The sequence below is a fragment of the Pseudoxanthomonas sp. YR558 genome (assembly GCF_900116385.1).
Taxonomy (GTDB): domain Bacteria; phylum Pseudomonadota; class Gammaproteobacteria; order Xanthomonadales; family Xanthomonadaceae; genus Pseudoxanthomonas_A.
Genome location: NZ_FPCI01000002.1, coordinates 471,225 through 497,293, shown reverse-complemented (window position 1 = coordinate 497,293; position 26,069 = coordinate 471,225). Strand labels below are relative to the sequence as shown.

Annotated in this window: 22 protein-coding genes; 4 read left to right on the top strand and 18 right to left on the bottom strand. The window is 67.4% G+C overall.

Features of this window, described 5'->3' with window-relative positions:
• Nucleotides 1–31: 31 nt before the first annotated feature.
• The 3 genes from BM365_RS13900 to BM365_RS13890 all read right to left on the bottom strand — a co-directional run bounded on the left by BM365_RS13900 (nt 32) and on the right by BM365_RS13890 (nt 2,500).
• Entirely contained in the window at nt 32–472 is a 441-nt protein-coding gene (locus tag BM365_RS13900; protein WP_093490122.1) for an energy transducer TonB, read from the bottom strand.
• Between the two features lie 113 nt (nt 473–585).
• Nucleotides 586–2,142, bottom strand: coding sequence for a TonB family protein (locus BM365_RS13895; protein WP_093490121.1), 1,557 nt, complete (start codon nt 2,140–2,142; stop codon nt 586–588).
• The gene (locus BM365_RS13890) at nt 2,132–2,500 is read right to left on the bottom strand and encodes a BlaI/MecI/CopY family transcriptional regulator (protein WP_093490120.1); all 369 of its coding nucleotides are present in this window, start codon (nt 2,498–2,500) and stop codon (nt 2,132–2,134) included. Before BM365_RS13890 ends, BM365_RS13895 begins: the two co-directional genes overlap by 11 nt.
• A gap of 110 nt (nt 2,501–2,610) precedes the next feature.
• Here BM365_RS13890 and BM365_RS13885 point away from each other — a divergent pair, with 110 nt between their 5' ends.
• A complete protein-coding gene (locus BM365_RS13885) occupies nt 2,611–4,554 on the top strand; it encodes an acetyl-CoA hydrolase/transferase C-terminal domain-containing protein (protein WP_093490119.1) in 1,944 nt (647 codons plus the stop codon).
• Between the two features lie 61 nt (nt 4,555–4,615).
• On the opposite strand, the gene tkt is transcribed toward BM365_RS13885, so the two are convergent.
• The 13 genes from tkt to BM365_RS13820 all read right to left on the bottom strand — a co-directional run bounded on the left by tkt (nt 4,616) and on the right by BM365_RS13820 (nt 20,180).
• A complete protein-coding gene (tkt, locus tag BM365_RS13880; protein ID WP_093490118.1) occupies nt 4,616–6,613 on the bottom strand; it encodes a transketolase in 1,998 nt (665 codons plus the stop codon).
• A gap of 99 nt (nt 6,614–6,712) precedes the next feature.
• Nucleotides 6,713–8,026: a dicarboxylate/amino acid:cation symporter gene (locus tag BM365_RS13875; RefSeq protein WP_175502094.1), complete on the bottom strand. Its 1,314-nt coding sequence runs from the start codon at nt 8,024–8,026 to the stop codon at nt 6,713–6,715.
• Between the two features lie 141 nt (nt 8,027–8,167).
• The gene (locus BM365_RS13870; RefSeq protein ID WP_093490117.1) at nt 8,168–9,847 is read right to left on the bottom strand and encodes a BatD family protein; all 1,680 of its coding nucleotides are present in this window, start codon (nt 9,845–9,847) and stop codon (nt 8,168–8,170) included.
• The gene (locus BM365_RS13865) at nt 9,844–11,604 is read right to left on the bottom strand and encodes a VWA domain-containing protein (RefSeq protein ID WP_093490798.1); all 1,761 of its coding nucleotides are present in this window, start codon (nt 11,602–11,604) and stop codon (nt 9,844–9,846) included. The genes BM365_RS13870 and BM365_RS13865 overlap by 4 nt, the downstream gene beginning before the upstream one ends.
• The gene (locus tag BM365_RS13860; RefSeq protein WP_093490116.1) at nt 11,601–12,623 is read right to left on the bottom strand and encodes a vWA domain-containing protein; all 1,023 of its coding nucleotides are present in this window, start codon (nt 12,621–12,623) and stop codon (nt 11,601–11,603) included. Before BM365_RS13860 ends, BM365_RS13865 begins: the two co-directional genes overlap by 4 nt.
• Complete coding sequence (locus tag BM365_RS13855; protein WP_093490115.1) at nt 12,620–13,072, bottom strand: DUF4381 family protein; 453 nt, start codon at nt 13,070–13,072, stop codon at nt 12,620–12,622. The genes BM365_RS13860 and BM365_RS13855 overlap by 4 nt, the downstream gene beginning before the upstream one ends.
• Before the next feature lie 2 nt (nt 13,073–13,074).
• A complete protein-coding gene (locus BM365_RS13850; RefSeq protein ID WP_093490114.1) occupies nt 13,075–13,971 on the bottom strand; it encodes a DUF58 domain-containing protein in 897 nt (298 codons plus the stop codon).
• A 28-nt stretch (nt 13,972–13,999) separates the two neighbouring features.
• Entirely contained in the window at nt 14,000–15,013 is a 1,014-nt protein-coding gene (locus tag BM365_RS13845) for an AAA family ATPase (protein WP_093490113.1), read from the bottom strand.
• Nucleotides 15,014–15,174: 161 nt separating this feature from the next.
• Entirely contained in the window at nt 15,175–17,100 is a 1,926-nt protein-coding gene (locus BM365_RS13840; RefSeq protein ID WP_093490112.1) for a type IV pilus secretin PilQ, read from the bottom strand.
• Nucleotides 17,101–17,114: 14 nt separating this feature from the next.
• A complete protein-coding gene (locus BM365_RS13835; RefSeq protein ID WP_093490111.1) occupies nt 17,115–17,642 on the bottom strand; it encodes a pilus assembly protein PilP in 528 nt (175 codons plus the stop codon).
• On the bottom strand, nt 17,639–18,355 hold the full coding sequence (pilO, locus tag BM365_RS13830; protein WP_093490110.1) for a type IV pilus inner membrane component PilO: 717 nt from the start codon (nt 18,353–18,355) through the stop codon (nt 17,639–17,641). Before pilO ends, BM365_RS13835 begins: the two co-directional genes overlap by 4 nt.
• Entirely contained in the window at nt 18,352–19,122 is a 771-nt protein-coding gene (locus BM365_RS13825) for a PilN domain-containing protein (protein WP_093490109.1), read from the bottom strand. The genes pilO and BM365_RS13825 overlap by 4 nt, the downstream gene beginning before the upstream one ends.
• Nucleotides 19,122–20,180: a pilus assembly protein PilM gene (locus BM365_RS13820; protein ID WP_093490797.1), complete on the bottom strand. Its 1,059-nt coding sequence runs from the start codon at nt 20,178–20,180 to the stop codon at nt 19,122–19,124. Before BM365_RS13820 ends, BM365_RS13825 begins: the two co-directional genes overlap by 1 nt.
• Nucleotides 20,181–20,396: 216 nt before the next feature.
• Here BM365_RS13820 and BM365_RS13815 point away from each other — a divergent pair, with 216 nt between their 5' ends.
• The gene (locus BM365_RS13815) at nt 20,397–22,823 is read left to right on the top strand and encodes a penicillin-binding protein 1A (protein WP_093490108.1); all 2,427 of its coding nucleotides are present in this window, start codon (nt 20,397–20,399) and stop codon (nt 22,821–22,823) included.
• A gap of 100 nt (nt 22,824–22,923) precedes the next feature.
• The gene (locus BM365_RS13810) at nt 22,924–23,577 is read left to right on the top strand and encodes a hypothetical protein (protein WP_093490107.1); all 654 of its coding nucleotides are present in this window, start codon (nt 22,924–22,926) and stop codon (nt 23,575–23,577) included.
• Nucleotides 23,578–23,663: 86 nt separating this feature from the next.
• Here the strand turns inward: BM365_RS13810 and BM365_RS13805 are convergent, their stop codons facing one another.
• Entirely contained in the window at nt 23,664–24,053 is a 390-nt protein-coding gene (locus BM365_RS13805; protein ID WP_158253483.1) for an Lrp/AsnC family transcriptional regulator, read from the bottom strand.
• Between the two features lie 119 nt (nt 24,054–24,172).
• Between BM365_RS13805 and BM365_RS13800 the strand changes: the two genes are divergently transcribed.
• Entirely contained in the window at nt 24,173–24,673 is a 501-nt protein-coding gene (locus tag BM365_RS13800; protein ID WP_093490105.1) for an isochorismatase family protein, read from the top strand.
• 54 nt (nt 24,674–24,727) lie between these two features.
• On the opposite strand, the gene BM365_RS13795 is transcribed toward BM365_RS13800, so the two are convergent.
• Nucleotides 24,728–26,017, bottom strand: a complete 1,290-nt coding sequence (locus tag BM365_RS13795) for a citrate synthase (RefSeq protein WP_093490104.1) — start codon at nt 26,015–26,017, stop codon at nt 24,728–24,730.
• Between the last annotated feature and the right edge of the window lie 52 nt (nt 26,018–26,069).

Sequence of the window (26,069 nt, the reverse complement as noted above, 5' to 3'; positions counted from 1 at the left end):
CCATCTCCGAGGCACGCACAACCAGCCGGTATCAGCGCTTGGCCGTGGCCACGCGCTGCCTGCCCTCGCGGATCTCGAAGGTGAAGGCATACGCCAGCGTGACCGGCACGGCACGCGCCTGCACGCGTTCGCCGGCGCAGCCGTATCCGTTCCAGTCCCGATCGCGACTCAAGGCGTCCGGATAGTCGCAGAACATCGCGGGTTCGAAGGTCCATCCCGACACCGCGGAAAGCGCGGCATCGCGCAACAGCGGCTGCGCGGCGCCATCCGCGCAGCCTGCCTGACGCAGCGGGGCGACCTGCGTCGCCTTGCCCTTCTCATCCACCACGAACGCCACGCACAGCGTGAACGCCGGCAGTTCGCGCGGCATGCCCGCCGACGGGAATGCGGGGCCGGCCGTGTCGACGGGCACCGGGTAGACGAAGGCCTGGTGTGGCGCTATTTCGTAACGCCCGGCCGCTTCAGGCAACAACAGACGCTGCTCGATGCTATCGACGCGGTGCGCGCAGCCGTTTGCTAGGCACGCCGCGATGAAACAGGCGCCAGTGCGCCATAACGCGTGCCGCTCCCCTTGCTCTCGTCGGCTCATGCAGCAGGTTGGTCGACCGCGGCAGCCTTTTCAGCGCCATCCTCAGCGCTGCCGTCGATGTCGTACCGAATGGGCACGCGCACCCAGCCTTCGCCGCGCATGCCATTCTCCGTCGGCGGCTCAAACGTCCATTCCCGGGCAGCCGCGAGCGAGGCTTCGTCAAACAGGCCGGCGGGCTCCGATGATTCCACGACGGCTTCACGCACGCGGCCATCGGGGCCGACTCGCAACTTCAACACCACCAGCCCGCTCTGGCCGCGCGCCTTCGCGTCTTCCGGGTAGGCAGGCGCGGGCTGCTTCGGCACGCTGGCCGCGTCCGGCCCGGGCGCGCCGTCGTGCCGACTGACGATCATCGACAGCGCAAACGTCGAGCTGCCATCCGGCGGGGTCACCTCGATACGCATCGCCTTGCCGAGCAGACCCATCAGTACCGGTTTGGACACGGGCTTGCCGTCCACGCTGATGTCACCGGCGAGCCTCACCTGGCCTTCTGCCGCAGGATCGACGACCAGCTCAATGCGCCACGCGCGGCCGGCTTTCGTCGTCGAAGCGAAACCCACCTTGCGGCCCGGCCAGTCGCGCAGGACAACGTCCTGGCGTTCGCCATCGACCTCGAGCGTCGCGCCAATCCGGTAGTGGAAGTCGTGTGCGCCCTGCGCCTGCGCGGCGGGTTGCGCAGCCCACGCGGCGATACCGGTGCCTGCGACCAGCAGCATGACCAGGGTGGCGGCCGCGAACCGGCGGGCGCGGCTGCGCAAAGGGTGCTTCAGCATGGCGATCCTCTCCTTGAGTGGGTGGTGGTGCGTCCAGTGGCAGCCCACGGGCAGCGGAATGCCGGCAAGATGCGCCTTCAGCATCGCTTCGCCGTAGGTGCGGCGCTCGCCGGGATGGCGTGCGACCACGGCCGCATCGCAGGCGAACTCCTGGTCCAGGCGATGCAAGCGCGACGCGAGGTGCATCAGCGGGTTGAACCAGAACAGGCTGCGCAGCAGCGCGGCGAGCAGGTTGCCGAACAAGTCGCCGCGGCGGATGTGCAGGCGCTCGTGGCACAGCACCAGCGCGCGCTCAGCGTCCGTGTAGCGGTTGTCGAAGTCCGCCGGCAGCAGGATCTTGGGTCGCAGCACTCCGTAAGCCGCCGGAAGGCCCGCGCTTTCGCTCGCGCGCAGCACGCCCGGCGCGGCTTCCGTCATCGGCCCCACGGCACGGATGAAGCGCCGCTGCTGCGCGATCAATCGCGCGACCATCAGGAGGGCGCCGACGCCCCATAACGCGAGCAGCAACGCCGGCAATGCCGACCACGACGCGTTCGCTTCGACGGCCGCCACCGATGCCGGTTGCAGCACGACAACCTGCGGCAGCACCCACTGCGTCTCGGCGTGGCGGGCCGGCACCAGGACCGCCACGCAGGCCAGCGGCACGCAGATCCACAGCGCGTGCGCAGTCGCGGCGCCGAGGTGACGACGCAGTGGGACACGAAGGGCCAACACCAGCAGGATGGCCAACGTGCTGGCGATGGTCGCTTCGAGCAAGGCCATCATCGCGTCATTCGCCATCGTCGAGCTCCGCAATCAGACGTTTCAGTTCGGCGATGTCGGCCGAGGAAAGTTTGCGCTGTTCGCTGAAGTGGGCGACCAGTGGCGCCACACGCCCCCCGAACAAGCGATCGACCAGCCCCGCGCTCTGCTCCGCCAGCCAGGCATCGCGGCTGAGCACGGGCGAATACAGATAGCGACGTCCCTCCTTCTCCGCCTGGATCGCGCCCTTGTTGAGCAGGCGGTTGAGCAGGGTCTTCACGGTCGGCTCCGCCCATTCCGCGCGGCCGGCCAAGGCAGCCACCACGTCTTCCGCGCTGGCGGGATGGCGCCCCCACAACACGTCCATCACCACCGCTTCCGCATCGCTGATTGGCATACGTTTACGCCTGTAATTTTTATTGATTACGCCCGTAAACGAAAACCGTGTCAAGCCCTCCTGCGCGCCCATTCGTCGGCGGATCACCTGGCTTCGCCTAAGCTGCGCACATGACCCCACGCCACCTGACCGATCTCGACGAAGCCGTCGACCTGCTCCTGGCCCACACCTACGGCCCGCTGCGCATGGGTGCGCCGCTCGGCATCGGCAAGCCGCACCGCCTGCTCAATGCGCTTTACCGGCGTGGCGTAAAGGACCCGTCGCGCCCGTGGTCGCTCTACACCGCGCTTTCGCTCGATCCGCCTATGGGTGGCAAGGGGCTGGAGGGACGATTCGTGACGCCGTTCGCCACGCGGCATTTCGGCGACGACTTCCCGCGGCTGGATTACGTGCAGGCGATGAAGCGTGATGCGCTGCCCGCGCACATGGAAGTGGAGGAGTTCTACATGCAGGGCGGCGCGCTGCTCCGCTCCACCACCGCGCAACGCCTGTACGCCAGCCTCAACTACACGCACGTTGCCCGGGCGCTCGCCGACCGCGCACTCAACGTGATCGTGCAGAAGGTCGCGCGCGAACCGGGCGGCACGCGGCTCTCGTTCTCGTGCAACAACGATCTGACCCAGGATGCTGTCGATGCCATCGTGGCGCGCGGCCTGCCGCGCCCCTTGCTGGTGGCGGAGGTCGATCCGCAGCTGCCGTGGATCGGCGGCACCGCGGCGGTGGACGAAGCCTACTTCGATATCGTCATCACCCCGCCTGGCCCTTATCCGCATCTGTTCGGGTTGCCGCGCCAGCCGGTCTCCGATGCCGAATACGCGATAGGACTGTATGCGAGCGCATTGGTGCGGGACGGCGGCACGCTGCAGATCGGCATCGGCGCGCTCGCCGATGCGCTATGCCATGCGCTGGTGCTGCGCCACACCGACAACGCCACTTACCGGCGCATCCTGGCCGCCCTCGATCCCGCGTTGGAGCAACACCCGGCGGTGCTCGCCAGCGGCGGCCTCGACCCGTTCGCCCTCGGCCTGTACGGCTGCAGCGAGATGGTCAACGAAGGTTTCAAGCGATTGGTCGAAACCGGCGTGATCCGGCGCAAGGTGGTGGACGACGAAGCGCTGATGCGGCGCATCGCCGACGGCACGGCCAATCTCGGCGACCAGGCGCGGCTGGAGCGCGATGGCGAGTACCTGCATGGCGCGTTCTACCTCGGATCGCCCGCGTTCTACCAATGGTTGCGCGACCTGCCGGATGACCAGCGCCGTGCCATCGGCATGCGCCGCATCAGCCTGATCAACGAACTGCAGCGCGACCACGAACCACTCGCCCGCCTGCAGCGTCACGACGCCCGCTTCTTCAACTCCTGCATGATGGTCACCGCGCTCGGTGCGGCCGTCTCAGACGGACTGGAAGACGGCCGCGTGGTTTCGGGGGTCGGCGGCCAGTACAACTTCGTCGACATGTCCAACAGCCTGGACAACGCACGCAGCGCGTTGATGTTCCGCGCCGTGCGCGACGATGCCGGCGCGCCCGCTTCCAACGTACGCTGGAACTACGGCCATACCACCATTCCCCGCCACCTGCGCGACCTGTACGTCAACGAGTACGGCATCGCGGACCTGCGCGGCAAGAACGACGAGGACTGCGTGATCGCGATGGGTGGCATCACCGATGCGCGCTTCCAGTCCGCACTGGTGGAACGGGCCAAGCGCGAGGGCAAACTGCGCAGCGGCTTCCATGCGCCGGGCCACTGGATCGACAACACGCCCGTGCACCTGTCGGCGCGCCTGCGCGCCTTTCGCCACGACGGCACCCTGCCGGACTATCCGCTAGGCAGCGACTTCACCGAGGTCGAACAGCGCATCGTCAAAGCCCTGGGTTGGCTGAAGGCCAACACCGCCACCCCGTGGAAGAAAATCGCGACGGTGGCCAAGGCGTTGGCGGCGCGGCCCGACGACGAGGCCGCGATGGCGCGCATGGCGCTGGCGCAACCGGCGACGCTGGGCGAACGCCTCGAAGCCAAGCTACTGGCGCTCGGACTGCGCGAGACGCGCTGATCGCGGGCAAGAAAAAGCCGGGCGATGCCCGGCTTCTTCTCGTTCCTGCGATGCGCCCTGCTCAGAGCGACGTCGCAGCCTCGACCACCGCCTCGGCGGTGATGCCGAAGTGCTTGTACAGCGCGTCGGCCGGCGCGGAGGCCCCGAACGTGGTCATGCCGATCACCGCACCGTCCAGGCCCACGTACTTGCCCCAGAAATCGGCGATCGCCGCTTCCACCGCCACGCGCTTGCGCACGGCCTTGGGCAGCACGGCCTCGCGGTAAGCCGCGTCCTGGCGATCGAACACGTCGGTCGACGGCATCGACACCACGCGCGTCTTGATGCCCTGCGCGTCCAGCGTGGCCTTCGCCTGCGTGGCCAGGCCAACTTCCGAACCGGTGGCGATCAGGATGACGTCGGGCGTGCCCTCGGCATCGGCCAGCACGTAGCCGCCGCGTGCGATATCGCCCACCTGCGCCTCGGTGCGCGGCTGGTGCGGCAGGTTCTGGCGCGAGAACACCAGGCAGCTCGGGCCGTCCTGACGGACGATGGCCTGCTTCCACGCCACCGCCGATTCCACCGCGTCGCACGGACGCCACACGTCGTTGTTCGGGATGTAGCGCAGCGAGGCCAGGTGTTCGACCGGCTGGTGGGTGGGACCGTCTTCGCCCAAGCCGATGGAGTCGTGCGTGTACACGTGGATGGCGTGCGCCGGGATCAGCGCGCTCATCCGCACGCCGTTGCGCGCGTAGTCGCTGAACACCAGGAAGGTGGCGTCGAACGGCACGAAGCCGCCGTGCAGCGCCAGGCCGTTCGCGATCGCGGTCATACCGAACTCGCGCACGCCGTAGTACACGTAGTTGGCGTTCGGATCGGTGGTGGACACCGACTTGCTGGCCTTCCACAGCGTGAGGTTGGAGTGCGCCAGGTCGGCCGAGCCGCCGACCAGCTCAGGCAGCAGCGGCGCGAACGCTTCGATGGCGTTCTGCGAGGCCTTGCGCGAGGCGATCACCGGGCCTTCGGCCTGCACCTTGGCGATGTAGGCATCGGCCTGGGCGACGAAGTCGGCGGGCAGCTCGCCCGAGGCACGACGCTCCAGTTCGGCCGCCTGCTCCGGGTACTGCGCGGTGTAGGCAGCGAGCAGTGCGTTCCATTCGGCTTCCAGCGCCTTGCCGGCCTCGACCTTGTTCCAGCCGGCGTAGATGTCGGCCGGCACTTCGAACGGACCGTACGGCCATTCCAGTGCGGCGCGCGTGGCCTCCAGCTCGTCCTTGCCCAGCGGTGCGCCGTGGCTGGATTCCTTGCCGGCCTTGTTCGGCGAACCGAAACCGATCGTGGTGCGGCAGCAGATCAGCGTGGGCTTGTCGGTGGCCTTCAGCGCGGTATCGATCGCGGTCTTGATCTCGACCGGGTCGTGGCCGTTGACGTTGCGCACGACCTGCCAGCCATAGGCTTCGAAGCGGGCCGGCGTGTCGTCGGTGAACCAGCCATCGGTGTTGCCGTCGATGGAAATCTTGTTGTCGTCCCAGAAGCAGACCAGCTTGCCCAGGCCCCAGGTGCCGGCGAGCGAGGCGGCCTCATGCGACACGCCTTCCATCAGGCAGCCGTCGCCCATGAACACGAAGGTGCGGTGATCGATGAGGTCGTGGCCTTCGCGATTGAAACGCTGCGCCAGCAGCTTCTCGGCCAGCGCGAAGCCGACCGCGTTGGCGAAGCCCTGCCCGAGCGGGCCGGTGGTGGTTTCCACGCCCGGAGTCTCGTGGCGCTCGGGGTGGCCGGCGGTCTTGCTGTGCAGCTGGCGGAACTGCTTCAGTTCCTGCAGCGGCAGGTCGTAGCCGGCCAGGTGCAGCAGCGCGTACTGCAGCATCGAACCGTGGCCGTTGGACAGGATGAAGCGGTCGCGGTTGAACCAGTGCGGGTTCGACGGGCTGTGGCGGTAGTAGTCGTTCCACAGCACTTCGGCGATGTCGGCCATGCCCATGGGCATGCCGGGATGGCCGGAGTTGGCGGCCTGCACCGCGTCGGCGGCGAGGAAACGGATGGCGTTGGCGAGCTGGCGGCGGGTGGGCGTCGTCATGGGGATTCGGAACAGGGGGCGGCGCCCGGCGGGCTGCGGGCCGCCCATTGTCCCACCCCCTGCCCGCCCTGTCGCGGTTGCAGCGTGCTTTCCGGGGTGTTAGCCCGGCTGGCCCGGCAGTTTCACGTCAGTGCGTTCGCCCTTGGCCACCAGCGACGCCAGGGTCAGGTCGCCGGTGACGTTCAGCGTGGTGCGGCACATGTCGAGGAAGTGGTTCACGCCCAGGATCAGGCCGATGCCGATGGGGTTCACGCCCACCATGGCGCAGATCAGCGCCACCACCGGCAGCGAACCGGACGGCACGCCGGCCGTGCCGATGCCGCCCAGGATGCACACCAGCATCACCATGAACTGCTGGCCCAGCGACAGGTCCACGCCGAAGAACTGGGCCAGGAAGATCACCGTCACGCCCTCGAACAACGCGGTGCCGTTCTGGTTGGCGGTGGCGCCCACGGTCAGCACGAAGCGCGACACCGTGCGCGGCAGGCCCAGCTTCTCGTCGGCCACGCGCAGCGCGGTGGGCAGGGTCGCGTTGCTCGACGCGGTGGAGAACGCCATCACCATCGCTTCCTGCGCGCCGCGGAAGAACGTCAGCGGCGAATAGCCGGCGAGTTTCAGCGCGACGGAGTAGCTGACCAGCAGGTGCAGGCCCAACGCCAGCACGACTACGCCCACATAGGCACCCAGTCGTACCAACAGATCGAAGCCGAAGATCGCGGCCAGGTTGAACATGAAGCAGGCCACCGCGTACGGGGCCAGCCGGATCACCAGGCCGATCAGCGTCATCGAGATCTCGAACACGCCCTCGATGCCGCGCTTGAGGATGCCGGTGTTCTCCGACGGCGTCAGCACCAGGCCGATGCCGAACATCACCGCGAAGAACATCAGCGACAGGATCGCCGCGTTGCTCGACGCCGCGCCGATCACGTTGTCGGGCACGATCGACAGCAGCATGTCCATGCCGGTCGGCTGACTGCCGACGCTGGCGACGATTTCCTTCGTGCGCTCGGCGTTCTCGGCGATCAGCTGCTGCGCCAGCGCAGGATCTACGCCCACGCCCGGCTTCAGCAGGTTGACCAGCACCAAGCCCAGCAGCACGGCGATCGCGGATAGCAGCACCGTGTAGGCCAGTGTCTTCCAGCCGATCCGCCCCAGCGCGCGGATGTCGCCCATCTCGGCGATGCCGCAGACCAGCGCGGAGAACAACAGCGGCACGATCAGCATGAAGATCAGGTTGAGGAAGATCTTGCTGAACGGCGTGGTGACGTACTTCGTGACGTCCTGCACCCAGCCGGCATCGCCCTGTCCCGTCGCGTGCACGATGAGTCCGACCAGCAGGCCGACACCGAAACCGATGGCCATCTTCCAGTGCAACGGCAGCTTGGCGCGGGTGGCGGGCTTGGCGTCGGTCATCGGCGAGTCCTGCGAAGGCAAAGTCGGGAGCTTAGCAAACCCGGCAGCGCGCTCCGTCGATACACGACGGGTCGAACCGGACAGGTGGGGACGGCATCTCTGCCATCGCCAAGGAGAGGACGAGCGTGCGTCCGCTTTCCCTCATCGCGGATAGAGCGGCGGCAGGGGTTCGTCCACGGCGAGTGGACCCGCCGTCTTCCAGTCGGGACCGCCGCGGAAGGCTTCGCGCAACGCCGCCCTTGCCTGGCCCGCATCGCCGCCAGCCCAACGGGCGCGGCGCAGCAGATCCACCGCCGTGCGCTGTGAAGACGAAGCGAGCCGGCGATGCAGATCGTCGAGATCGACGGCGGCCGGGCGCGCCATGCCACGCAGCACGTCCTCGATGTCGTCGAGCTCGCCTGCATCCAGCGCACGCTTGAGGTCGGCCGCGGTGTGCGTGGCCGGTACCGTGGTGTCCGGTGCCCCGGCTTCGGCACGTACACGCGTGCGTTGGCCCGACGAAGCAGCGGCGCGCCGCGTCAGCGCCCACACCAACGTGACCAGCCACAACACGGCGAACCCGGCGGCCAACCAGGGCCACAGGTGGGGCGGAACGCGGCGTTCGCCCTCCAGCAGGATGTCGTCGCCAGCACCGGTGGTCGTCGTGGCCGCACCGCGCGACGCGCTCGTGGCCGAGGCGGATGAAGGCGCACCGCTTCCGACCACGACGGGCAGGGTCAGGTCGGGCAGCGTCGCGCGCCGCGCCGCGCCCGCGCGCACGTCCCACCACGCCATCGCCGAGCCCGGGATCACCAGCGTGCCCGCCTGCGAGGGCACGATCGAATAGCGGCGCGTCAGCGTCACTTGCGGCGTACCGCCCACGAAACGTTCGTCGAACTGCGGCGGCTCGGCGAAGACCTGCGCGCCGGGAACCGACGGCGCGGGAACCTCCGGCAACTGCGCCTGCGTGGCCCCGATGACCGTCGTCTCGATGGTGAACGTGCCCGCTTCGCCCGTGCGCAACTGCTGCGGCACTGCGGTGTAACGCAGGCGCAGGTCGCGCACCGGCAGCCAGGGCTGCGGCGCACCGGCCGGTTGCGCGCGCACCTGCAGCGCGCGCGGTGCGCCGGTGATGTTGACCTCGCGGCTGTTGCCGCCCAACAGGTCGTCCATCCAGCCGCCGGCACCACGCCCTTCGAAGCGCGCACCCGGCAGCGTCAGCGCGCCGCTGCGCTCGGGCACCAGCAGGAAGCGACGCTCGGCGGTGCTGTAGCGTCGCCCGTCGATCTCGCGGCTGGACTGCACGATGTCGCCGACGCGCTGCAGCAGCGCGCCGTCGGGCGGATCGAGATCGAGTTGTCCCGACACCAGCGGCGTGGCGTAGTACAGCCGCACCGTCACGCCGACCGATTGCTGCACGTAGGGGCTGGGATCGTCCACTTCGGTTTCGACGAACACCAGGCCGTTGGACGCCGCGCGCGCCGTCGCCGTAGCGCCGACCTCCAACGTCAGCGGCGCCGTGCGCTCGTTGCCCACCTGCAGCGCGGGGATGGCCAGCGTGCCGGCGCGTCGCGGCCGCAACGTCAGCGAAAACGTCGTGCTGGTGCTCATGCGTCCGTTCACCAGCCGTACGCTCCGACTGTCGGATTGGCCTTCCACTTCGAAATCGCGCATGAGCGGCGTGAGATCCGGGGTGGCGGACACCGCATCGGTCTCCACGTTGAGCGTGACCGCCTGGCCGAGCACGACCTGCGGCTGCTCCAGCCACGCGCGTGTCGCCGCGAGCAGCGAGGTCGGCCACACCATCAGCACGGCCAGCAGGATCCAGATGCGGTACTTCATTGCCCTTCCTTCTGCCGGCGATCGTGTTCGAGCCGGAACTTCGCCTTGAGCAGCGAACCGGGCTCGTCCGGCACGCGCTTCAGCCATGCATCGACCGCTTGCCTGCGCTCGCGCTGCTCCGCGGTTTCGGTCTGCACGGCAGGCGCATTCTGCGACGGCTTTTCAGCGCGCTGTCCGTCCCGCTCGCCCATCGCCGCGCGCATGCGTTCGCGTTGCGCCGCATCGGCGGCGGCCTGTGCTGCGGGATCGGGCGACGGCTTGGGCGGCGTACGTTGCGGCGGCGTGCCCTTGCCCGCCTGCGCCTGGCCGGGCTTGCCCGAGGGCGATGTCGATGCGTCTTGCGGCGACGGCTTCTGTCGCTGACCTGCCTGCTTTCCGTCCGATGCATCGCCCTTAGCGCCCGAGGAGGCCTGGTCGCCACTGCCCTGCTGCCCAGGCTTGCCCTGCCCGTCTCCCGGTGAAGGCGGCCGTTTGCGCGCGGCGTCGACCGCACTGCGATTGGCGACCGCATCGGCCATGCCAGGCTGCAATCGCAGTGCGCGGTCGTAAGCCGCCACGGCATCGTCGTAACGCTGCTGCTTCGCCAGCGCATTGCCCAGGTTGTACTGACCCTCGGCCGTATCGATGCCGTTGAAGGACTGCTCCGCAGAAGCGTAGTCGCCTTGACGGTATGCGTCAGCGCCTCGCTGCAACTGCGCATGCGTGGCCTGGTCGCTGCGCTGCCACCAATCGACCCCGGCAGCACGCGCAGGCGATGCCATCGGCAGCCACAGCGCGCCCACCAGCACGAGTACCGCACCACGACGGAACCACAACAGCGCGAGCGCCATCAACGGGATCAACAGCCAGTAGCCCTCGTCGCGCCACGCCTTGCCGCCGCCAGGCGCGGTGGACACGCCCACGGCGTCCAGTGCCGGCGCCGCGATACCGAGCGCGGCGAAGTCCCCGTCGTCGGTCGAGGCCGGTTCGTACCGCCCTCCCCCTGCAGCGGCCAGCGCACGCAGGGAACCCGCATCCAGCGCCGCATGGCCGATCGTGCCATCGGTCCCGCGATAGGCGGCGCCGGCCGGCGTGCCCAGCCCGAGTACGGACACGGTGTATCCCTTCCCGCGCGCCGCGGAAGCCGCCGTGGAGGCCTCACCGCCCGCGCGGTCGGTCAGCACGAGGATGTCGCCGTTGTGGAAATCCGCTTGCGACAGCAGGCGCGTTGCCCAAGCGATGCCGCGATCGGCGCGCTGGCCGTCCACCGGCATGATCTCGGGCGAAAGCTCGTCGAGATACAGGCGGATATTGGCCGCGTCGTCGGTCATCGGGGCGACCGTGAACGCATCGTCCGCATACACCACCAGCGCCACGGGGCTACCCGCGCGCGCATCGAGTAAGCGCGCGAGCTTGGCCCGCACCTGCAACAGGCGCGACGGCGGCAGGTCCGGCGTAGTGATCCGGCTGGACAGGTCCAGCACCAGCACCAGTGGGCGCTGGGCTTGCCACAAGGGCTGTTCGCCCTGTCGCCAGCTCGGCCCCGCCAGTGTCAGCACGGCCAATGCATAGGCCAGCGCGGCAGCGATCATGCCGGTGCGTGCGCTTCGCCCACCCCGCACGAGCAAGTGTCGCAGCAGGTGCGGATCGACATGGCCCTGCCAGGCATTCAGGCGATGTCGTTGCGCGCGCCACCACCACGCCAGCAGCGGCAGCGCGAGCAAGGCCCACAGCCAATGCGGGCGCAGGAAATGCAGCGCATGCCAGAAAGCGCTCATACGCGCCTCCGCGGCCACGCGAACGCCAGTAGCGCGAAGCCCAGCGCGGCGGCCAACGGCCACGCATAACGCTCGATGCGCGGACGCACGGCCTTGCCCGCCTGCTGCACCGGCTCCAGGCGGTCCAACTCGGCGTAAATGCCGGCAAGTTCGCCGGTATCGCGCGCGCGGTAGAAACGGCCCCCGGTTTGCGCGGCGACATCACGGAGGGTCGCCTCGTCGATATCTTCCGGCGAACTGGCCGGCATCGGCAACGGAATGCCGAACAAGCTCATTCCGCCATCGCTGCCGAAGGCGATGGTGTGGATGCGCACGCGCTCCTCCTTCGCCAGTTCCGCCGCCTTTTGTGGCGTCAGCACGCCGGCGGAGTTCACACCATCGGTCAGCAGGATCAGCACGCGCTGGCCTTCCTGCTGCGTGCGCAGTCGACGCACCGCCAGCGCGATGGCATCGCCGATCGCGGTTTCGCGGCCAGCGAGCCCGGCCACGGCATCGCGCAGTTGTTCGCGCACGGTCTGCAGATCGCGGGTCAGCGGTGTCATCGCGTAGGCGCGTTGGCCGAACACCAGCAATCCCACGCGATCGCCATCACGGCGATCCAGGAAATCAGCGAGCACGGCCTTCGCTGCGGTAAGCCGATCGACGACAGCACCGCCGAGCTCCATGTCGGGCTCGGTCATGCTGCCCGAGAGATCGACGGCCAGCATCAGGTCGCGCCCGCTCACCGGCGGCGTCACGGCGTCGCCGAATTGTTGGGGTCGCGCGACCGCAGCACACAGCAGGAACCACACCAGCCACGCCAGCGCCGCACCACGACCCTGCAGCCCCCGGCCACCCTGTGCGGCGATCGCCTGCACGGCGTTGCCATAGGGCACCTTGAGGGCATCCATCTGCGCGCGACGTGCGGGCAATGCCCAGCGCACCAGCCAAGGCAACGGAAACACCAACCACGCCCAAGGCCATGCGAAGCCGGCATAGCCGTCCTGCAGCAGCTGCAATGTCGGCAGCGAAAGGCTCATCGCTTCGCCGCCATCAGTTCGAGGAAACGCGTGCGTGCCGCGGCCAGCGCCGCTGCCAACTCGGCAGGATCGACATCGCGGCGATAGCCGCCATCGAGCAGCAATCTGCCCGGGCCTGCGCTGAAAGCACGACCCTGCCGGCCATCGAGGAACTGCAGCCAAGCCTCGCCTTCGAGTCGATCCGCGGAAGACGACACGCGGCGCGCCGCACGGCGCAGCAATTCCGATGCGGCAGCCACCTGCTCGGCCGGTGTCCGTCCCTGCGGTACCGCATCGAACCAGCGCTGCCACCGTTGGCGACGCCGATGCCGGTGCCAGCGCCACGCGACGAAGCACAGCACGGCGGCCAAGACGAGTGCAGCCACCAGCCACCACCCGGGTGCCGGTGGCCACCACGAGGGCGCCGGTGGCACATGCACATCGCGCAACACCAGCGTGTCCGGCGCCATGCTCAGGCCACCTGCGTTTGCGCGCGGCCCAGCGCGACCAGCCAGGCATCGCTGGCGGCATCGGTCGACAACGTGCGCACCTGCACGCCACGCGCGGGCAAGCGGTCCAATGCACGCGCGAGGGGCGCCTGGAATTCGCTACGCCAAGCATCGCGCTGCGCCGGGCTGGCGAGATCCAGCTCGACGCGTTGGTCGCCGGCCGCGAAAGGGAGCGACCGAGCGGGCGGATCGGTTTCCAGCGGGTCCGTCAGCAACAGCACGACGACATCATGATGGGCCGCGAGCGCCGTCCAGCGCGTATCCGGAATGGCGGCCACGCTATGCGGCTCTGCCAGCACCAGCAAGCGCGAGCCGGGGCGAAGCAGGCGCGCGGCATGATCGAGGGCGAACGCCAGGCCGACATCGTCCGCCGGTGGCTTCGCATACCAACGCACCAATGCATCCAGCACCCGCAACGCACCGCGCGTGCCCGAGGCGGGAGGCACCGGCGCTTCGGTCGCGCTGCCGCGCAGGATCGCCAGGCGGTCGCCCTCGCGCACCGCCTGCCACGCCGCGACCGCGCCTGCGCGCGCCGCCTGCACGGACTTGAAGCGCAGACGGGTGCCGAAGTACAGCAACGGGGAGGTGTCGGCGACGATCAGCGTCAGCCGTTCGCGTTCGGCCTGGAAGAGCTTGGTGTGGGTGCGGCCGCTACGCGCCGTCAGCCGCCAGTCGATGTGGCGAACATCGTCGCCCGCCACGTATTCACGGGACTCGGCGTACTCCATCCCGCGCCCGCGTAGTGGCGACGCCGAAGGCCCGGTGACGGAATGCCGCCCGCGCCGCGCGGGCGGCCGTCGCTGCGCGCTGGCCCGCAGCGCGATCAGTTCTTGCAAGGTTGGAACGATGCCGTCGCTCATGGAGGGTGCCGGGAGACGGAGCGCCCGATCAGGGCAGGGGCACCACGTCCAGCAGGGCCTTCACCAACCGGTCGCCGTCCCAGCCTTCCGCGGTGGCTTCATAGCTCGGCAGTACTCGGTGGCGGAGGACGTCCGGCGCGATCGCCCGGATGTCGTCGGGCGTCACGTAGTCGCGGCCCGACAGCCAGGCGCGCGCACGCGCGCAGCGCTCCAGCGCAATCGAACCGCGCGGGCTGGCGCCCCATGCGATGCGGCGTGCGAGCGCAGCGTCGTAGCGCGAGGCGTCACGCGAGGCGAGGACCAGTTCGATGAGGTAGCGCTCCAATGCCGGCGCCAGGTGCAGGTCCAGGACCTGCGCACGGGCGCGGAAGACATCCTCCAGCGGCATGCGCTCGACGACGGCGGAAACGGCCTGCATGTCGTCGCGCGCACGATCACGCGCCAACCGCAGGATGTCGGCCTCCGCCGCCGCCTCGGGGTAGCCGATCTTCACGTGCATGAGGAAGCGGTCGAGCTGGGCCTCGGGCAGCGGGAACGTGCCCTCCTGCTCGATCGGATTCTGCGTGGCCATCACCAGGAACAAGGCCGGCAACGGATAGGTGTGGCGTCCCACCGTCACCTGCCGCTCGCCCATCGCTTCGAGCAGCGCGGACTGTACCTTGGCGGGCGCACGGTTGATCTCGTCGGCCAACAACAGCGGATGGAACACAGGGCCCGGCTGGAACTCGAATCGCCCTTCCTGCGGGCGCCAGACCTCGGTACCGGTGAGGTCGGCGGGGAGCAGGTCGGGCGTGAACTGCACGCGCGCGAACTCGGCCTGCAGCCGGGAGGCCAGCGCGCGGATGGCGGTGGTCTTCGCCAGGCCCGGTGCCCCTTCCACCAATAGATGTCCGTCGGCCAGGAGGGCGATCAGCAGCCGCTCAACCAAGGCGGCCTGCCCGACGATGGTGTGCGACAAGTCCTCGCGCAATCGCGCAAACGCCCCGTGCAGCGTTGCGTGGGCATCCGCCGGCTGATCGGGACGGGCAGGGGAAGAATCCATGGGAAGGCCGGAAGTCGGTATGGAGGCCGATTTTGACCCAACCCCGGCCGGAAGGTTCACAGGACCATTGGCACGCGACGCCCCGATTCAGATACGGAGTACGCGCAAAGAAAAAGGGGGCCCAGGGCCCCCTTCTTCCACACCCAACGGTCCGGCTGCGCTCAACGGCGCTCGGCCACTCGCAGGACCTTCGGCGTGACGAAGATCAGCAGCTCTGCCTTCTCCTTGCTGCGACCCTTCTTCTTGAACAGGTTGCCCAGGAAGGGGATGTCGCCCAAGAACGGCACCTTGGCCACGCTGGCGCGATCGCTGAACTCGTAAACGCCACCGATCACCACGGTCTGGCCGTCTTCGATCAGGACGGCGGTGTTGATCTCGCGACGGGCCAGCTCGGGGACCGAGCCGTAGATGCCCAGGTCGACGAATTGGACCACTTCGTCCTTCTTGACGTTGAGGTTCAGGAAGACGCGGTTGTCGTCGGTGATGGTAGGCAGCACTTTCAGTTCGAGCAGGGCTTCCTTGAACTGCACGGTCGGCACGCTGTTGGTGCCGGTGCCACTGCCGGTGACGGTCAGGTAACCGACTTCACGACCCTGCTTGATCACCGCTTCGCGCTGGTTGGTGGTCACCAGGCGCGGGTTGGAGATCACTTCGCCACGGCCTTCTTCCTGCAACGCGGACAGTTCCAGGTCCAGGTCGAAGTTACGGCCCAGCAGCGTGTAGGCGATGCTCGCCGCGGTGTTGTCGATGAAGCCACTGGCCGGCAGGTTCACATTCATGTCGCGCGGCAGCACGCGATCCTCGCCGTTGCCTACGTTGACGTTGTCGACGATGTTGCCGCCGATGATCTGCGTACGATCACCGGAGCGACGACCACTGATACCGAAACGGGCACCCAGATCACGGGCGAAGGTATCGGTCGCGATGACGATCCGGCCCTCGATGATGACCTGGTCGACCGGACGATCGATGACCGCGATCAGCTCGCGCATCTGCGCGACCTTCTTCGGGATGTCGCTGATCATCAGGGTGTTGGTACGCTCGTCCGCGACCAGGCGGCCGCGCTGCGACAGGAAGCCATTCTCGTTCTGCGAGTTGCCGCTGTTACCACCGCCGCCACCGCCGCCGTTGCCGACGCCCTTGGCTTCCGTCAACGCCTTAAAGATCGCGCTGGCCGAGTGGTAGTTGACCTGCACGTAGTCGGTGATCAGGTCCTCGCGGTTCTCAATCGCGATGCGTGCATCTTCCTTATCCTGCTCGAACTTGGCCAGCTCGGGCTGCGGGGCGACCCACACGACATTGCCATCGCGTCGCTTGTCCAGGCCCTTGGCACGCAGGACGATGTCCAACGCCTGATCCCATGGGACATTGACCAAGCGAAGGGTGACGTTGCCCTGCACCGTGTCGGACGCGACGATATTGAGGTTGGATTCCTCGGCGATCAGCTGGAGGACGGTGCGCACCGGCACATCCTGGAAGTTGAAGGTCACCGGTCGGCCGCTGTAGCGGCGAGCCTCGCTGGCAACCTTCTGCGCCGCCGCGACGATGGCCGACGAGCTGGTGCCGGCCGAAGCGCCCGCACCGCCCACGGCCTTCTGACCCGCCCGCGGCACGATCTCCACGACGTACTCGTTGCCGGACTGGTACGCCAGCGATTCGAATTCGCCTCGCGTGCTCAGCACGAGCTGAGTGCCGCCGCCCTTGGACTGCGCCTCTACACGCTGGACCGGCGTTGCGAAGTCGACCACGTTGAGCGGACGCTGCAACGAGGCCGGAAGCGTCGCATTGCCGACATCCACGACGATGCTGTCGCCCTGGTTGCGGAGATCCGGCGAGGCGCCCTGCCCGTCGAACTTGACGATCAGGCGTCCCGCGCCGTCCTCACCGCGGCGGAAATCGATGTTGGAAACCGACACCGCTTGCACCGTTTTGGCGGAGGCGGTGGGTACGTTTGCCTGCTCACCCGGGGGCGTGGCGCCGGCGGCGCTGGCGGCTGCCAGCAGGCCGATGGCCAGTCCCAGAGAGCAGGCCCGGAGGGTGGCCAGGCGCCGGGACGGCCGCAGGCGGTAGGCGTTCGAAGCGGTCATCGTGTATCCCCCAATCATTGATCTTCAAGCGCAATCGACGCCGGCCGTTCCAGCCAGCCACCCGCGCCATCCGGCACTAATTCGACAAGTTCCAACCCATCTTCGCGGACCGAAGTGACCCGGCCATCGCTCTGCCCCAGGTAATTCCCCGGACGTACCCGGTAGGTGACCTTGTCGGGCCCCATCACCAGCGCCACCAGAGCTGCGCCTTTGCCGATCGTGCCGACCATGTCAAGGCTGTCCAGCGGATACTGCTCCAGCGTCTCCTTACGGCGATTGGGATCGGGTCGCAACCCGCCCCCTTCCGCGTTGTTCCAGGCGTCGCTGAAAGGATCGCGAAGGGTCTGTGCGGCATATTCGAACGTTTCGAACTGCTGCATCACCGGCAGTGGATCCAGGGGGGGCGCCGGACGCGCACGGACGTCCGTGACCCAGGTTTCCAGGTTCGGGGCATCGCCCGGCGTACTAGTCACGCCTCGGGCGCATCCGCCCACGAACACCAGCGCACCCAGCAGGAGCCAGCGCAAATCAGTGCGGATCATGGTGCTCCCCCTGCGGCAGGTGCGGGTGCGGGTGCGGGTGCGGGTGCGGGTGCCGGCTGCCCTGCGGCAGCGGCGGCAGCCGCGGCTTCCTGGTCCGCCACTTCCTTCTCATCCAAGTACCGGTAGGTCTTGACGGTGCCCGACAACTCGAGCGCGCCTCGATTGATCCCACCCTTGCCCGCCTTCGGCTGCAGCGAGATGTCGTGCATCGTCAGGATGACCACGCGCGGCAACGAGGCGACGCCGCTGACGAACGCACCGAACTGGTGATAGTTGCCCACCATGCGCAGCTGGATCGGCTTCTCGGCGTAGAACTCCTTCAGCGTTTCCGGCTCCGGCTGGAACAGCTCGTTGGCCAGTCCGCTGGAGAGCGCTGTCTGCGATATGTCGATGATCAGATCCGGCATCTCGGTCTTGCTCGGCAACTGGCGCAGCATCTGCTGCAGCACCTGCTCCATCTGTGCAAGCTGCTGCTTCAACGGCTCCAGATTGGCGGCCTTGGCCTGCTCCTTCTCGAAGTCCTGGCGCAGGCGTACTTCTTCCTGCTCCAAGCCGTCCAACGTCTCCGTCTTGCCCTTGATGAAGAGGAAGTAGGAGAAGGCGAGGATGAACAATGCGAGGATGACGCAGAAGCCGATTTTCGCGTTCTGTGGCCACCCGCCGATGTTGTTGAAGTCCAGATTGTTGAGCGACGTCTTCTTCTTCTGGCTCATGATGCGCTCCCGGTGGCCGGGGGAGTGTTACCTGCCGGCGTGGCGGGCGGCGGAGTCGTCGGCGCAGGGGCAGCTGGCGGTGTCGTAGGCGCGGGCGTGGCCGGCGCGGGCGACTGGCCTTCCAGCGGCGCCGGGGTGGGACCCGGAGCGGCCGGCGCGTCGCCCGCTGCATTGCTCGCCGCTTCCTGTTCGGCCGTCGGGTTCGCCAGGCGAACCGTCAGCTTGAAGACATACGGCAGCGCGCGGCTGGCACCCGTGTTGGTCAGCGTTTTGACCTCTTCGGGCTTCGCTTCGATGATCGCCAGTTCCGGCTTAGTCATCCAGCCCGAGGTCTCGAGGTTGCGCATATAGGTACTGACCCGCGCATTGGACTGCGCACGTCCTTCCAGCGTCAGGACCTCGCCATCCTGCTTGATGTTGCCGAGCATGACGCCGTCGGGAATGGTGCGCACCAGGGAATCGAACAGGTGCACCATCTGCGAGCGGTTGGCCTGCAGCTTTTCGATGACTTCTTTGCGCGCCAGCAACCGGCGCTTCTGTTCATCCAGGCGCTCGATTTCCTTGTTCTGGGCCTGGACCTTGGCGATCTCGGCCTTCAGGAAATCGTTGCGCTCGGTCTGGCCCGCCACCTGGCGGTCGTAATGGAACCACAGCAGGAACGACAGCAGCAGGCCAGCGGCGGCCGCGGCGCCCAGCATCACGTAGAAGTCGCGCTGCCGCTGGACGCGGCGCTCCGCGCGCCACGGGAGTAGGTTGATTCTTGCCATCAGTCGAAGCTCCTCAAAGCCAAGCCGGTGGCGATCATCAGCGCGGGAGCATCCTGCGCGAGCGCGTGCGCCTGCACGCGCGGGCCCAGGGTCATCTGCGCCAACGGATTGGCGACGACCGTGGGCACGCCCAGTTGCTCTTCAACCATCTCCGGCAGGCCGGGCAGTGCGGCGCAGCCTCCGGCAAGAACGATCTGGTCGACACGGTTGAACTCGCTGCCTGCGTAGAAGAACTGCAGCAGACGGCTGATCTGCTGGACCGTCGCTTCCTTGAAAGGCTCCAGCACTTCGACTTCGTAGCTCTCTGGCAGGCCACCCTGGCGCTTGGCCAGGCCAGCTTCTTCATAGGTAAGACCATAGCGGCGCATCACCTCGTCGGTGAGCTGCTTGCCGCCGAATACCTGTTCGCGGCTATACAGGCTACGACCGCGACGCAGGACGTTGAGGGTGGTCATCGTGGCGCCGATATCGACCAGCGCGACGACGCCATCCTGGGGCACCGGCAGGTCGTTGGCCATCAAGGCAAAGGCGTTCTCGACCGCGAAGGCCTCCACATCCATGATCCTGGCCGTCAGTCCGCCCAGTTCGAGCGCGGACTGGCGCAGCTCGACGTTCTCCGAGCGCGATGCGGCCAGCAGGACCTGCACCATCTCGGGATTGTTGGGCATGGGGCCCAGCACCTCGAAATCGATGTTCACTTCCTCGATCGGGTACGGGATGTAGTTGACGGCCTCAAGCTCGACCTGGGCCTCCAGGTCGCTTTCGTCCAGGTCGGCGGGCATCGGGATGATCTTGGTGATCACCGCCGAGCCGGCAACGGCCGCGGCCGCGTACTTGGCCTTGCTGCCGGCGCGGTTCACCGCCCGGCGGATGGCCTCGCCGACGGCCTCGACCTCGACGATGTTCTTCTCGACCACGGCATTGGGCGGCAGCGGCTCGACGGCGTAGTGCTCAACCCGGAAACGGTTGCCCACGCGGGAGAGCTGCAGCAGTTTCACCGCAGTCGAACTGATGTCGACGCCGATCAGCGGCGACTGGCTTTTTGGGAGTAGCCCCACGGTCTTTCCCCTTCCGACGGGCACAAGGCGCACGACGCGCGCCCACATTAATAACCAAGTTTTTACGCTTGGCAACCGCCGTTGACGTGGCTGTGCGGCTTGTCACGTTTCACGAGGGTTGTTCCCCAAGTCCCTGTTCCCCTTGGGATCACCTGTGGCAATCCCAGCGGTCATCTATACTCTGCCGCCACGAATTCTGCAATCGGAAAGCTCTGGATGTCCCGGTTCCGTCGTCTTCTCCGTTGGACCCTCATCACGTTCCTGATACTTGCCCTGGCCGGCGCGGTCGGCCTGGGGGTGCTGTATTACACGGTCTCGTCCAAGGTCCCGGACGTCCAGGCCCTGCGGAACGTCGAACTGCAGGAACCCCTCTACATCTATGCCAGCGACGGCCGCCTGATGGGTCTGTACGGGGAGATCCGCCGGTATCCGGTCCGGATCGACCAAGTGCCACCCCGCGTCAAGCAAGCCTTCCTCGCCGCCGAGGACAGCAAGTTCTACGAGCACAACGGCGTGGACCCGACCGGCATCGCGCGCGCGGTCTGGCAGATCGTCAGCCGCAAGGAGGGCCGTGTGGCCGGCGGCAGCACCATCACCCAGCAGGTCGCCCGGCAGTGGTTCCTCAGCTCGGAATACAGCTACACCCGCAAGCTGGTGGAAATGATGCTGGCCGTCCGCATCGAAAAGATGCTGACCAAGGACGAGATCCTCGAGCTTTACCTCAACAAGAGCTTCTTCGGTAATCGCTCCTATGGCGTCGCCGCAGCGGCCGAGTACTACTACGGCAAGACGCTGGACCAACTGACGCTGGCCGAGGCCGCCACGCTGGTGAGCGCACTTAAGTTCCCCTCCAGCGGCAACCCGATCAGCAACCCCGGCCGCAACCAGCAGCGCAGCGCGTATGTCGTGGAGCGCATGCGCGAGGACGGCTACATCACCGCGGCGGAAGCGGCGGCCGCCAAGGCGGAGCCGATGCACGCCAAGCCGCACGAGCGGCCGATCGAGGTCTACGCGCCTTACGTTTCCGAAATGGTGCGCCAGGAGATGATCGCGCGCTTCGGGCCCGAAGCCCTGACCAAGGGCTACCACGTCACCACCACGCTGGATGCCCCGCTGCAGGATGCGGCCAATGCCGCCGTCCGCGATGGATTGGGTCTGTACGACCACCGCCATGGCTGGAACGGCGTCGAACGGCATTTCGATGTGGCGGCCGATGCGGACGCCGCCGCACTGGCCACCCACCTGCGTGGCGTTCCTGCGCAGAACGGCCTGCAGCCGGTTGTCGTCGCGCGCACGAACGAGGATGGCAGCGCCACCGTCGTCATGGTCGACGGCAACGAGCTCACCCTGCCCGCCGCCGCCAGCAAGTGGACCGGTCGCACGCCCGCCAAACTGTTCAAGCGCGGCGATCTGACCCGCATCAAAGCCGGCAAGGAAGAGGGCAGTTACGTCATTGACCAGATTCCGCGCGCGCAGGCAGCGCTGGTCTCGCTGGATGCGAACAACGGTGCTCTTCGGGCGCTGGTCGGCGGCTACAGCTTCGCGGGCAACAAGTTCAACCGCGCCACCCAGGCCCGTCGCCAGCCGGGGTCCAGTTTCAAACCGTTCCTGTATGCCGCATCGTTCGAGAAGGGATTCAATCCTGCTTCGATCGTGCTCGACGCACCGGTCGTCTTCCGCGACCGCCGCGGCCACATGTGGCGCCCGCAGAACGATGGCGGCGGCTTCCGCGGCCCGATGCGCCTGCGCGAGGCCCTGGTGCAATCGCGCAACCTGGTGTCCGTCCGCCTGCTGGATGGCATCGGCGTGCCGTTTGCGCGCACGTACATCAGCCAGTTCGGCTTCGAGGAGGCCGAGCTGCCGCCCAACCTCTCGATGTCGCTCGGCACCGCATCGCTCACGCCGCTGTCGATGGCGCGCGCCTATGCGGTATTCGCCAACGGCGGATCGCGCGTGACGCCCTGGTTCATCGACGAAGTGAAGGACCGCGAGGGCAACGTGGTGTTCAAAGAGAACGCCGCGGTCGCTTGCCGTGGTTGCGGCCAGGGCCAGTATGGCAGTAGCACGCCGGCGAGCCAGGTGGTCGACGGTTTCAACTTCGGCCCCGCTGCTGCTGCGAAACCCGCGACGCCTGCCGCCGCGGAGAAGCCGAAGACCGAGCAGAAGCCGGCCGATCCGAATGCCGTCAGCGCGCCGCGCGCGATCGACGAGCGGACGGCGTACCAACTGGTCTCGATGATGCGCGACGTGGTCCAGCGCGGCACGGGTACTGCTGCCAAGGTGCTGGGTCGCGAGGACGTGGGTGGCAAGACCGGCTCCACCAACGACCACCGCGATGCGTGGTTCGGCGGCTTCGGGGGCCAATACGCCACGGTCGTCTGGGTCGGTCGCGACAACTTCCAGTCGCTCGGCTATCGCGAATACGGTGGCAAGGCCGCGCTGCCGATCTGGATCGACTACATGCGGGTGGCGCTCAAGGACAAGCCGGTGGCGTCGAACGATCCCCCGGATGGCATGGTCCAGGCCACGCTCAATGGCGCCACCGAGTGGGTGAAGGTCGAGGACATGGAGCGCCTGCAGGACTACGACCTGTACGGGCCCGAAGACGCCGTACCGGACGAAGAGGCCTTCGACATCTTCTGATTCTCTGCGGGTGAAGGCTCGATGACGGCGTCGCCTCGCCGTCATCGACATCACAGGAGCATGGTGTACATTCGACGCAGGTTCGACGCGGAGGCCTGCCATGCACCACGCTCGTCAACACGCCGAAACCCGTACCCGCGAGCGTCGCCAGCGGCTCGCCCATGAGGCTGCGCGGCTGATGGCCGAAGGCGGCATCCGCGATTTCCACCAGGCCAAGCTCAAGGCGGCCAGCCGGCTCGGCATCCACGACGACGCTTCGCTCCCGCGGAATCGCGAGATCGAGGACGCCTTGCGCACCTACCAGCGCCTGTTCGTCGGCGATGCGCACGCCGAAGGCCTGCGTCGTCGGCGCGAGGCCGCACAGCGCGCGATGGAGTTCCTGGCTGCTTTCTCGCCTCGGCTGATCGGTGCGGTGCTGGAGGGCACGGCCGACGGCAACGCGCCCGTGCAGCTGCATGTCCACAGCGACGACCCCGATGCGGTCACCCGCTTTCTTGAAGAGCACCACATCCCGGCCGAAGCGCGCACCCGCCGTCTACGCATGGACCGGGAGCGTGTCGCCGACCTGCCGGTGTGGGTGTTCAGCGCCGAGGAGTTGAGCTTCGATCTGACCGTGTTGCCGCACGACGCCTTGCGCCAGGCGCCACTGTCCGCGGTCGATGAAAAACCGATGAAGCGCGCCTCCGCTGCGCAGCTGCGCGAATTGCTGGCGGAAGCGGAGATCGCGGGTTACGAGTCCGACGCCTTCCGCTGAGGCCTCGCCGCGACAGCATCGCGATGGCGCTCTGGCCAGAACGCCCCCGTTCGACGTGCCGACGGTATCCGTACGCTGAGCTGCGCTCAGTCCTTCACGCGTCGCATTTCGCTGGCCACCTTGTAGCGGCCGAACGCCAGCAAGGCCTGCGTGAAGGTCTCCAGCGTCGCATCATCCTCGCAGGCGACGACCACGTGGTAGCACCCCTCGCCGGCGATCTTGCTTGCGCTCTCGACCTCGTCGCGCGCCTGCAGGAAGGCCTCGAAATCATCGAACCGCGGCGTATCCATGAACACCGTGACGAAGTAGCGCCGCAGGTCGCCGCGTACGACGGTGAAGCGGCGGATCGTGCCGTCGTCGACCATCTGTTGCACGCGCGTCGCCACCGCCTGCCCGGTCAGGTGCACCTGGCGGCCGAGCGCCTGCCAGCTGGCGCGCGCATCGCGCCCGAGGTGGCCCAGGAGGGTCCGGCTCATCTTGTCCAGTGGCATGTCTTTCAAACCTCAAGCAGGAGGGCCCGGATTCTTGCGGACTGCAATTCACGCGAACGGCTCAAGTTCCTAGCATGTGCGCACCGTCCCTCCCGAGGCAACGCATGAGCACCGCCCTGATCGTCATCGATGTCCAGAACGACTACTTCCCCGGCGGCGCGTTCCCGCTCTGGAACACGGAAAGCGCCCTGGAGGCCACAGTAGCCGCGATCACCCGCGCGAAAGAACGCGGCGAACTCATCGTGCTGGTCCAGCACGTATCAGCCTCTGCCGAGGCCGGCTTCTTCAAGCCCGACAGCGCGGGCACGGATATCCATCCGCGCATTCTCGCCGCCGCATCCGATGCGCCGGTGGTGGTGAAACAGTTCGCCGACAGCTTTCACCAGACGTCGCTCGCCGGGTTGCTGACGGAAGCCGGTGCGACGCACCTGCGGATCGCCGGGATGATGACGCAGAACTGCGTGGCGTTCACCGCAGTGTCGCCGGAGGCGGCGCGCTACCGCGTCAGCGTGCTGTCCGACTGCACGACCACGGTCGACGAGGCCATCCACGGGTTCGCCCTGCATGCCCTGTCCACGCGCGTCGAAATCGGCCCCGCCGCCTGACCGCGGACATGCAGAAGGCCCCTTTCGGGGCCTTCTGGCTGCCTTGCGGGAGGATCAACGCTTCCCGGTGGGCACGTAGTCGCGCGGCGCATAACCGGTGTAGATCTGGCGCGGACGGCCGATCTTCGCTTCCGGATCGACCTGCTGTTCCAGCCAGTGCGACACCCAGCCGGCGGTGCGGCCGATGGCGAACATGACGGTGAACATCTCGGTCGGAATCTTCAGCGCCTTGTAGATGATGCCGCTGTAGAAATCGACGTTCGGGTAGAGCTTGCGCTGGATGAAGTACTCGTCCTTCAGCGCGGCCTCTTCCAGGCGCATCGCCACTTCCAGCAGCGGATCGTCCACGCCGAGTTCGCCCAGCACCTTGTGGGTCATCTCGCGGATGATCTTGGCGCGCGGATCGAAGTTCTTGTAGACGCGGTGGCCGAAGCCCATCAGGCGGAAGCCCGACTCCTTGTCCTTCGCCTTGGCGACGGCAGAGGCGACGTTCTTCGCATCGCCGATCTCCTCGAGCATCTTCAGCACGGCCTCGTTGGCGCCACCATGCGCGGGGCCCCACAGCGCGGTGATGCCGGCGGCGACCGAGGCGTACGGATTGGCGCCGGTCGAACCGACCAGGCGCACCGTCGAGGTCGACGCGTTCTGCTCGTGGTCGGCGTGCAGGATAAACAGCAGGTCCAACGCCTTGGCGACGACCGGATTCAGTTCCAGCGGCTCGCTCGGCACTTCGAACATCATGTGCAGGAAGCGATCGACGTAGTCGAGGTTGTTGCGCGGGTAGCGGATCGGCCAGCCGATCGAATAGCGGTAGGCAGCGGCGGCCAGGGTCGGCATCTTCGCCAGCAGGCGGATCGCGGCCAGGCGACGCTGTTCCGGGTCTTCCAGGTCCAGCGTGTCGTGGTAGAACGCCGACAGCGAGGCGACCGTGCCGGCCAGCATGGCCATCGGGTGCGCGTCGTAATGGAAGCCGTGCAGGAAGTTCTTCAACGACTCATGCATCATCGTGTGATGCGTGACTTCATGCTCGAACTTCGCGAATTCCTGCGGGGTCGGCAGCTCGCCGTTCATCAGCAGGTACGAGACTTCCAGGAAGTTGGAGTGCTGCGCCAACTGCTCGATGGGGTAACCGCGGTACAGCAGCACGCCGTTGTCGCCATCGATGTAGGTGATGGCCGACTTGCAGCTGGCGGTGGCGGTGAAACCCGAGTCGTAGGTGAAAAGACCGGTTTCCTTGGTCAGCTTGGCGATGTCAACGCAATCGTTGCCAAGCGTGGGTTTCAGGACGGGCAGGACGACGGACTTGTCGCCCGCATTCAGCGTGACCTGGTCGAGTTCGGACACAGTGTGCGCTCCTTCGTGGGGAAACGCCGGCCGGAGGCCCGGTCGGCGTGTG

Bases quoted from the DNA above. Each gene is read 5' to 3' on its own strand.
- BM365_RS13870 (WP_093490117.1), bottom strand. From the start codon at position 9,847: ATGAAGTACCGCATCTGGATCCTGCTGGCCGTGCTGATGGTGTGGCCG.
- BM365_RS13850 (WP_093490114.1), bottom strand. From the start codon at position 13,971: ATGAGCGACGGCATCGTTCCAACCTTGCAAGAACTGATCGCGCTGCGG.
- BM365_RS13885 (WP_093490119.1), top strand. From the start codon at position 2,611: ATGACCCCACGCCACCTGACCGATCTCGACGAAGCCGTCGACCTGCTC.
- BM365_RS13835 (WP_093490111.1), bottom strand. From the start codon at position 17,642: ATGATCCGCACTGATTTGCGCTGGCTCCTGCTGGGTGCGCTGGTGTTC.
- BM365_RS13855 (WP_093490115.1), bottom strand. From the start codon at position 13,072: ATGGCGCCGGACACGCTGGTGTTGCGCGATGTGCATGTGCCACCGGCG.
- BM365_RS13815 (WP_093490108.1), top strand. From the start codon at position 20,397: ATGTCCCGGTTCCGTCGTCTTCTCCGTTGGACCCTCATCACGTTCCTG.
- BM365_RS13890 (WP_093490120.1), bottom strand. From the start codon at position 2,500: ATGCCAATCAGCGATGCGGAAGCGGTGGTGATGGACGTGTTGTGGGGG.
- BM365_RS13860 (WP_093490116.1), bottom strand. From the start codon at position 12,623: ATGAGCCTTTCGCTGCCGACATTGCAGCTGCTGCAGGACGGCTATGCC.
- pilO (WP_093490110.1), bottom strand. From the start codon at position 18,355: ATGAGCCAGAAGAAGAAGACGTCGCTCAACAATCTGGACTTCAACAAC.
- BM365_RS13875 (WP_175502094.1), bottom strand. From the start codon at position 8,026: ATGACCGACGCCAAGCCCGCCACCCGCGCCAAGCTGCCGTTGCACTGG.
- BM365_RS13895 (WP_093490121.1), bottom strand. From the start codon at position 2,142: ATGGCGAATGACGCGATGATGGCCTTGCTCGAAGCGACCATCGCCAGC.
- tkt (WP_093490118.1), bottom strand. From the start codon at position 6,613: ATGACGACGCCCACCCGCCGCCAGCTCGCCAACGCCATCCGTTTCCTC.
- BM365_RS13805 (WP_158253483.1), bottom strand. From the start codon at position 24,053: ATGAGCCGGACCCTCCTGGGCCACCTCGGGCGCGATGCGCGCGCCAGC.
- BM365_RS13845 (WP_093490113.1), bottom strand. From the start codon at position 15,013: ATGGATTCTTCCCCTGCCCGTCCCGATCAGCCGGCGGATGCCCACGCA.
- BM365_RS13810 (WP_093490107.1), top strand. From the start codon at position 22,924: ATGCACCACGCTCGTCAACACGCCGAAACCCGTACCCGCGAGCGTCGC.
- BM365_RS13865 (WP_093490798.1), bottom strand. From the start codon at position 11,604: ATGAGCGCTTTCTGGCATGCGCTGCATTTCCTGCGCCCGCATTGGCTG.
- BM365_RS13840 (WP_093490112.1), bottom strand. From the start codon at position 17,100: ATGACCGCTTCGAACGCCTACCGCCTGCGGCCGTCCCGGCGCCTGGCC.
- BM365_RS13800 (WP_093490105.1), top strand. From the start codon at position 24,173: ATGAGCACCGCCCTGATCGTCATCGATGTCCAGAACGACTACTTCCCC.
- BM365_RS13825 (WP_093490109.1), bottom strand. From the start codon at position 19,122: ATGGCAAGAATCAACCTACTCCCGTGGCGCGCGGAGCGCCGCGTCCAG.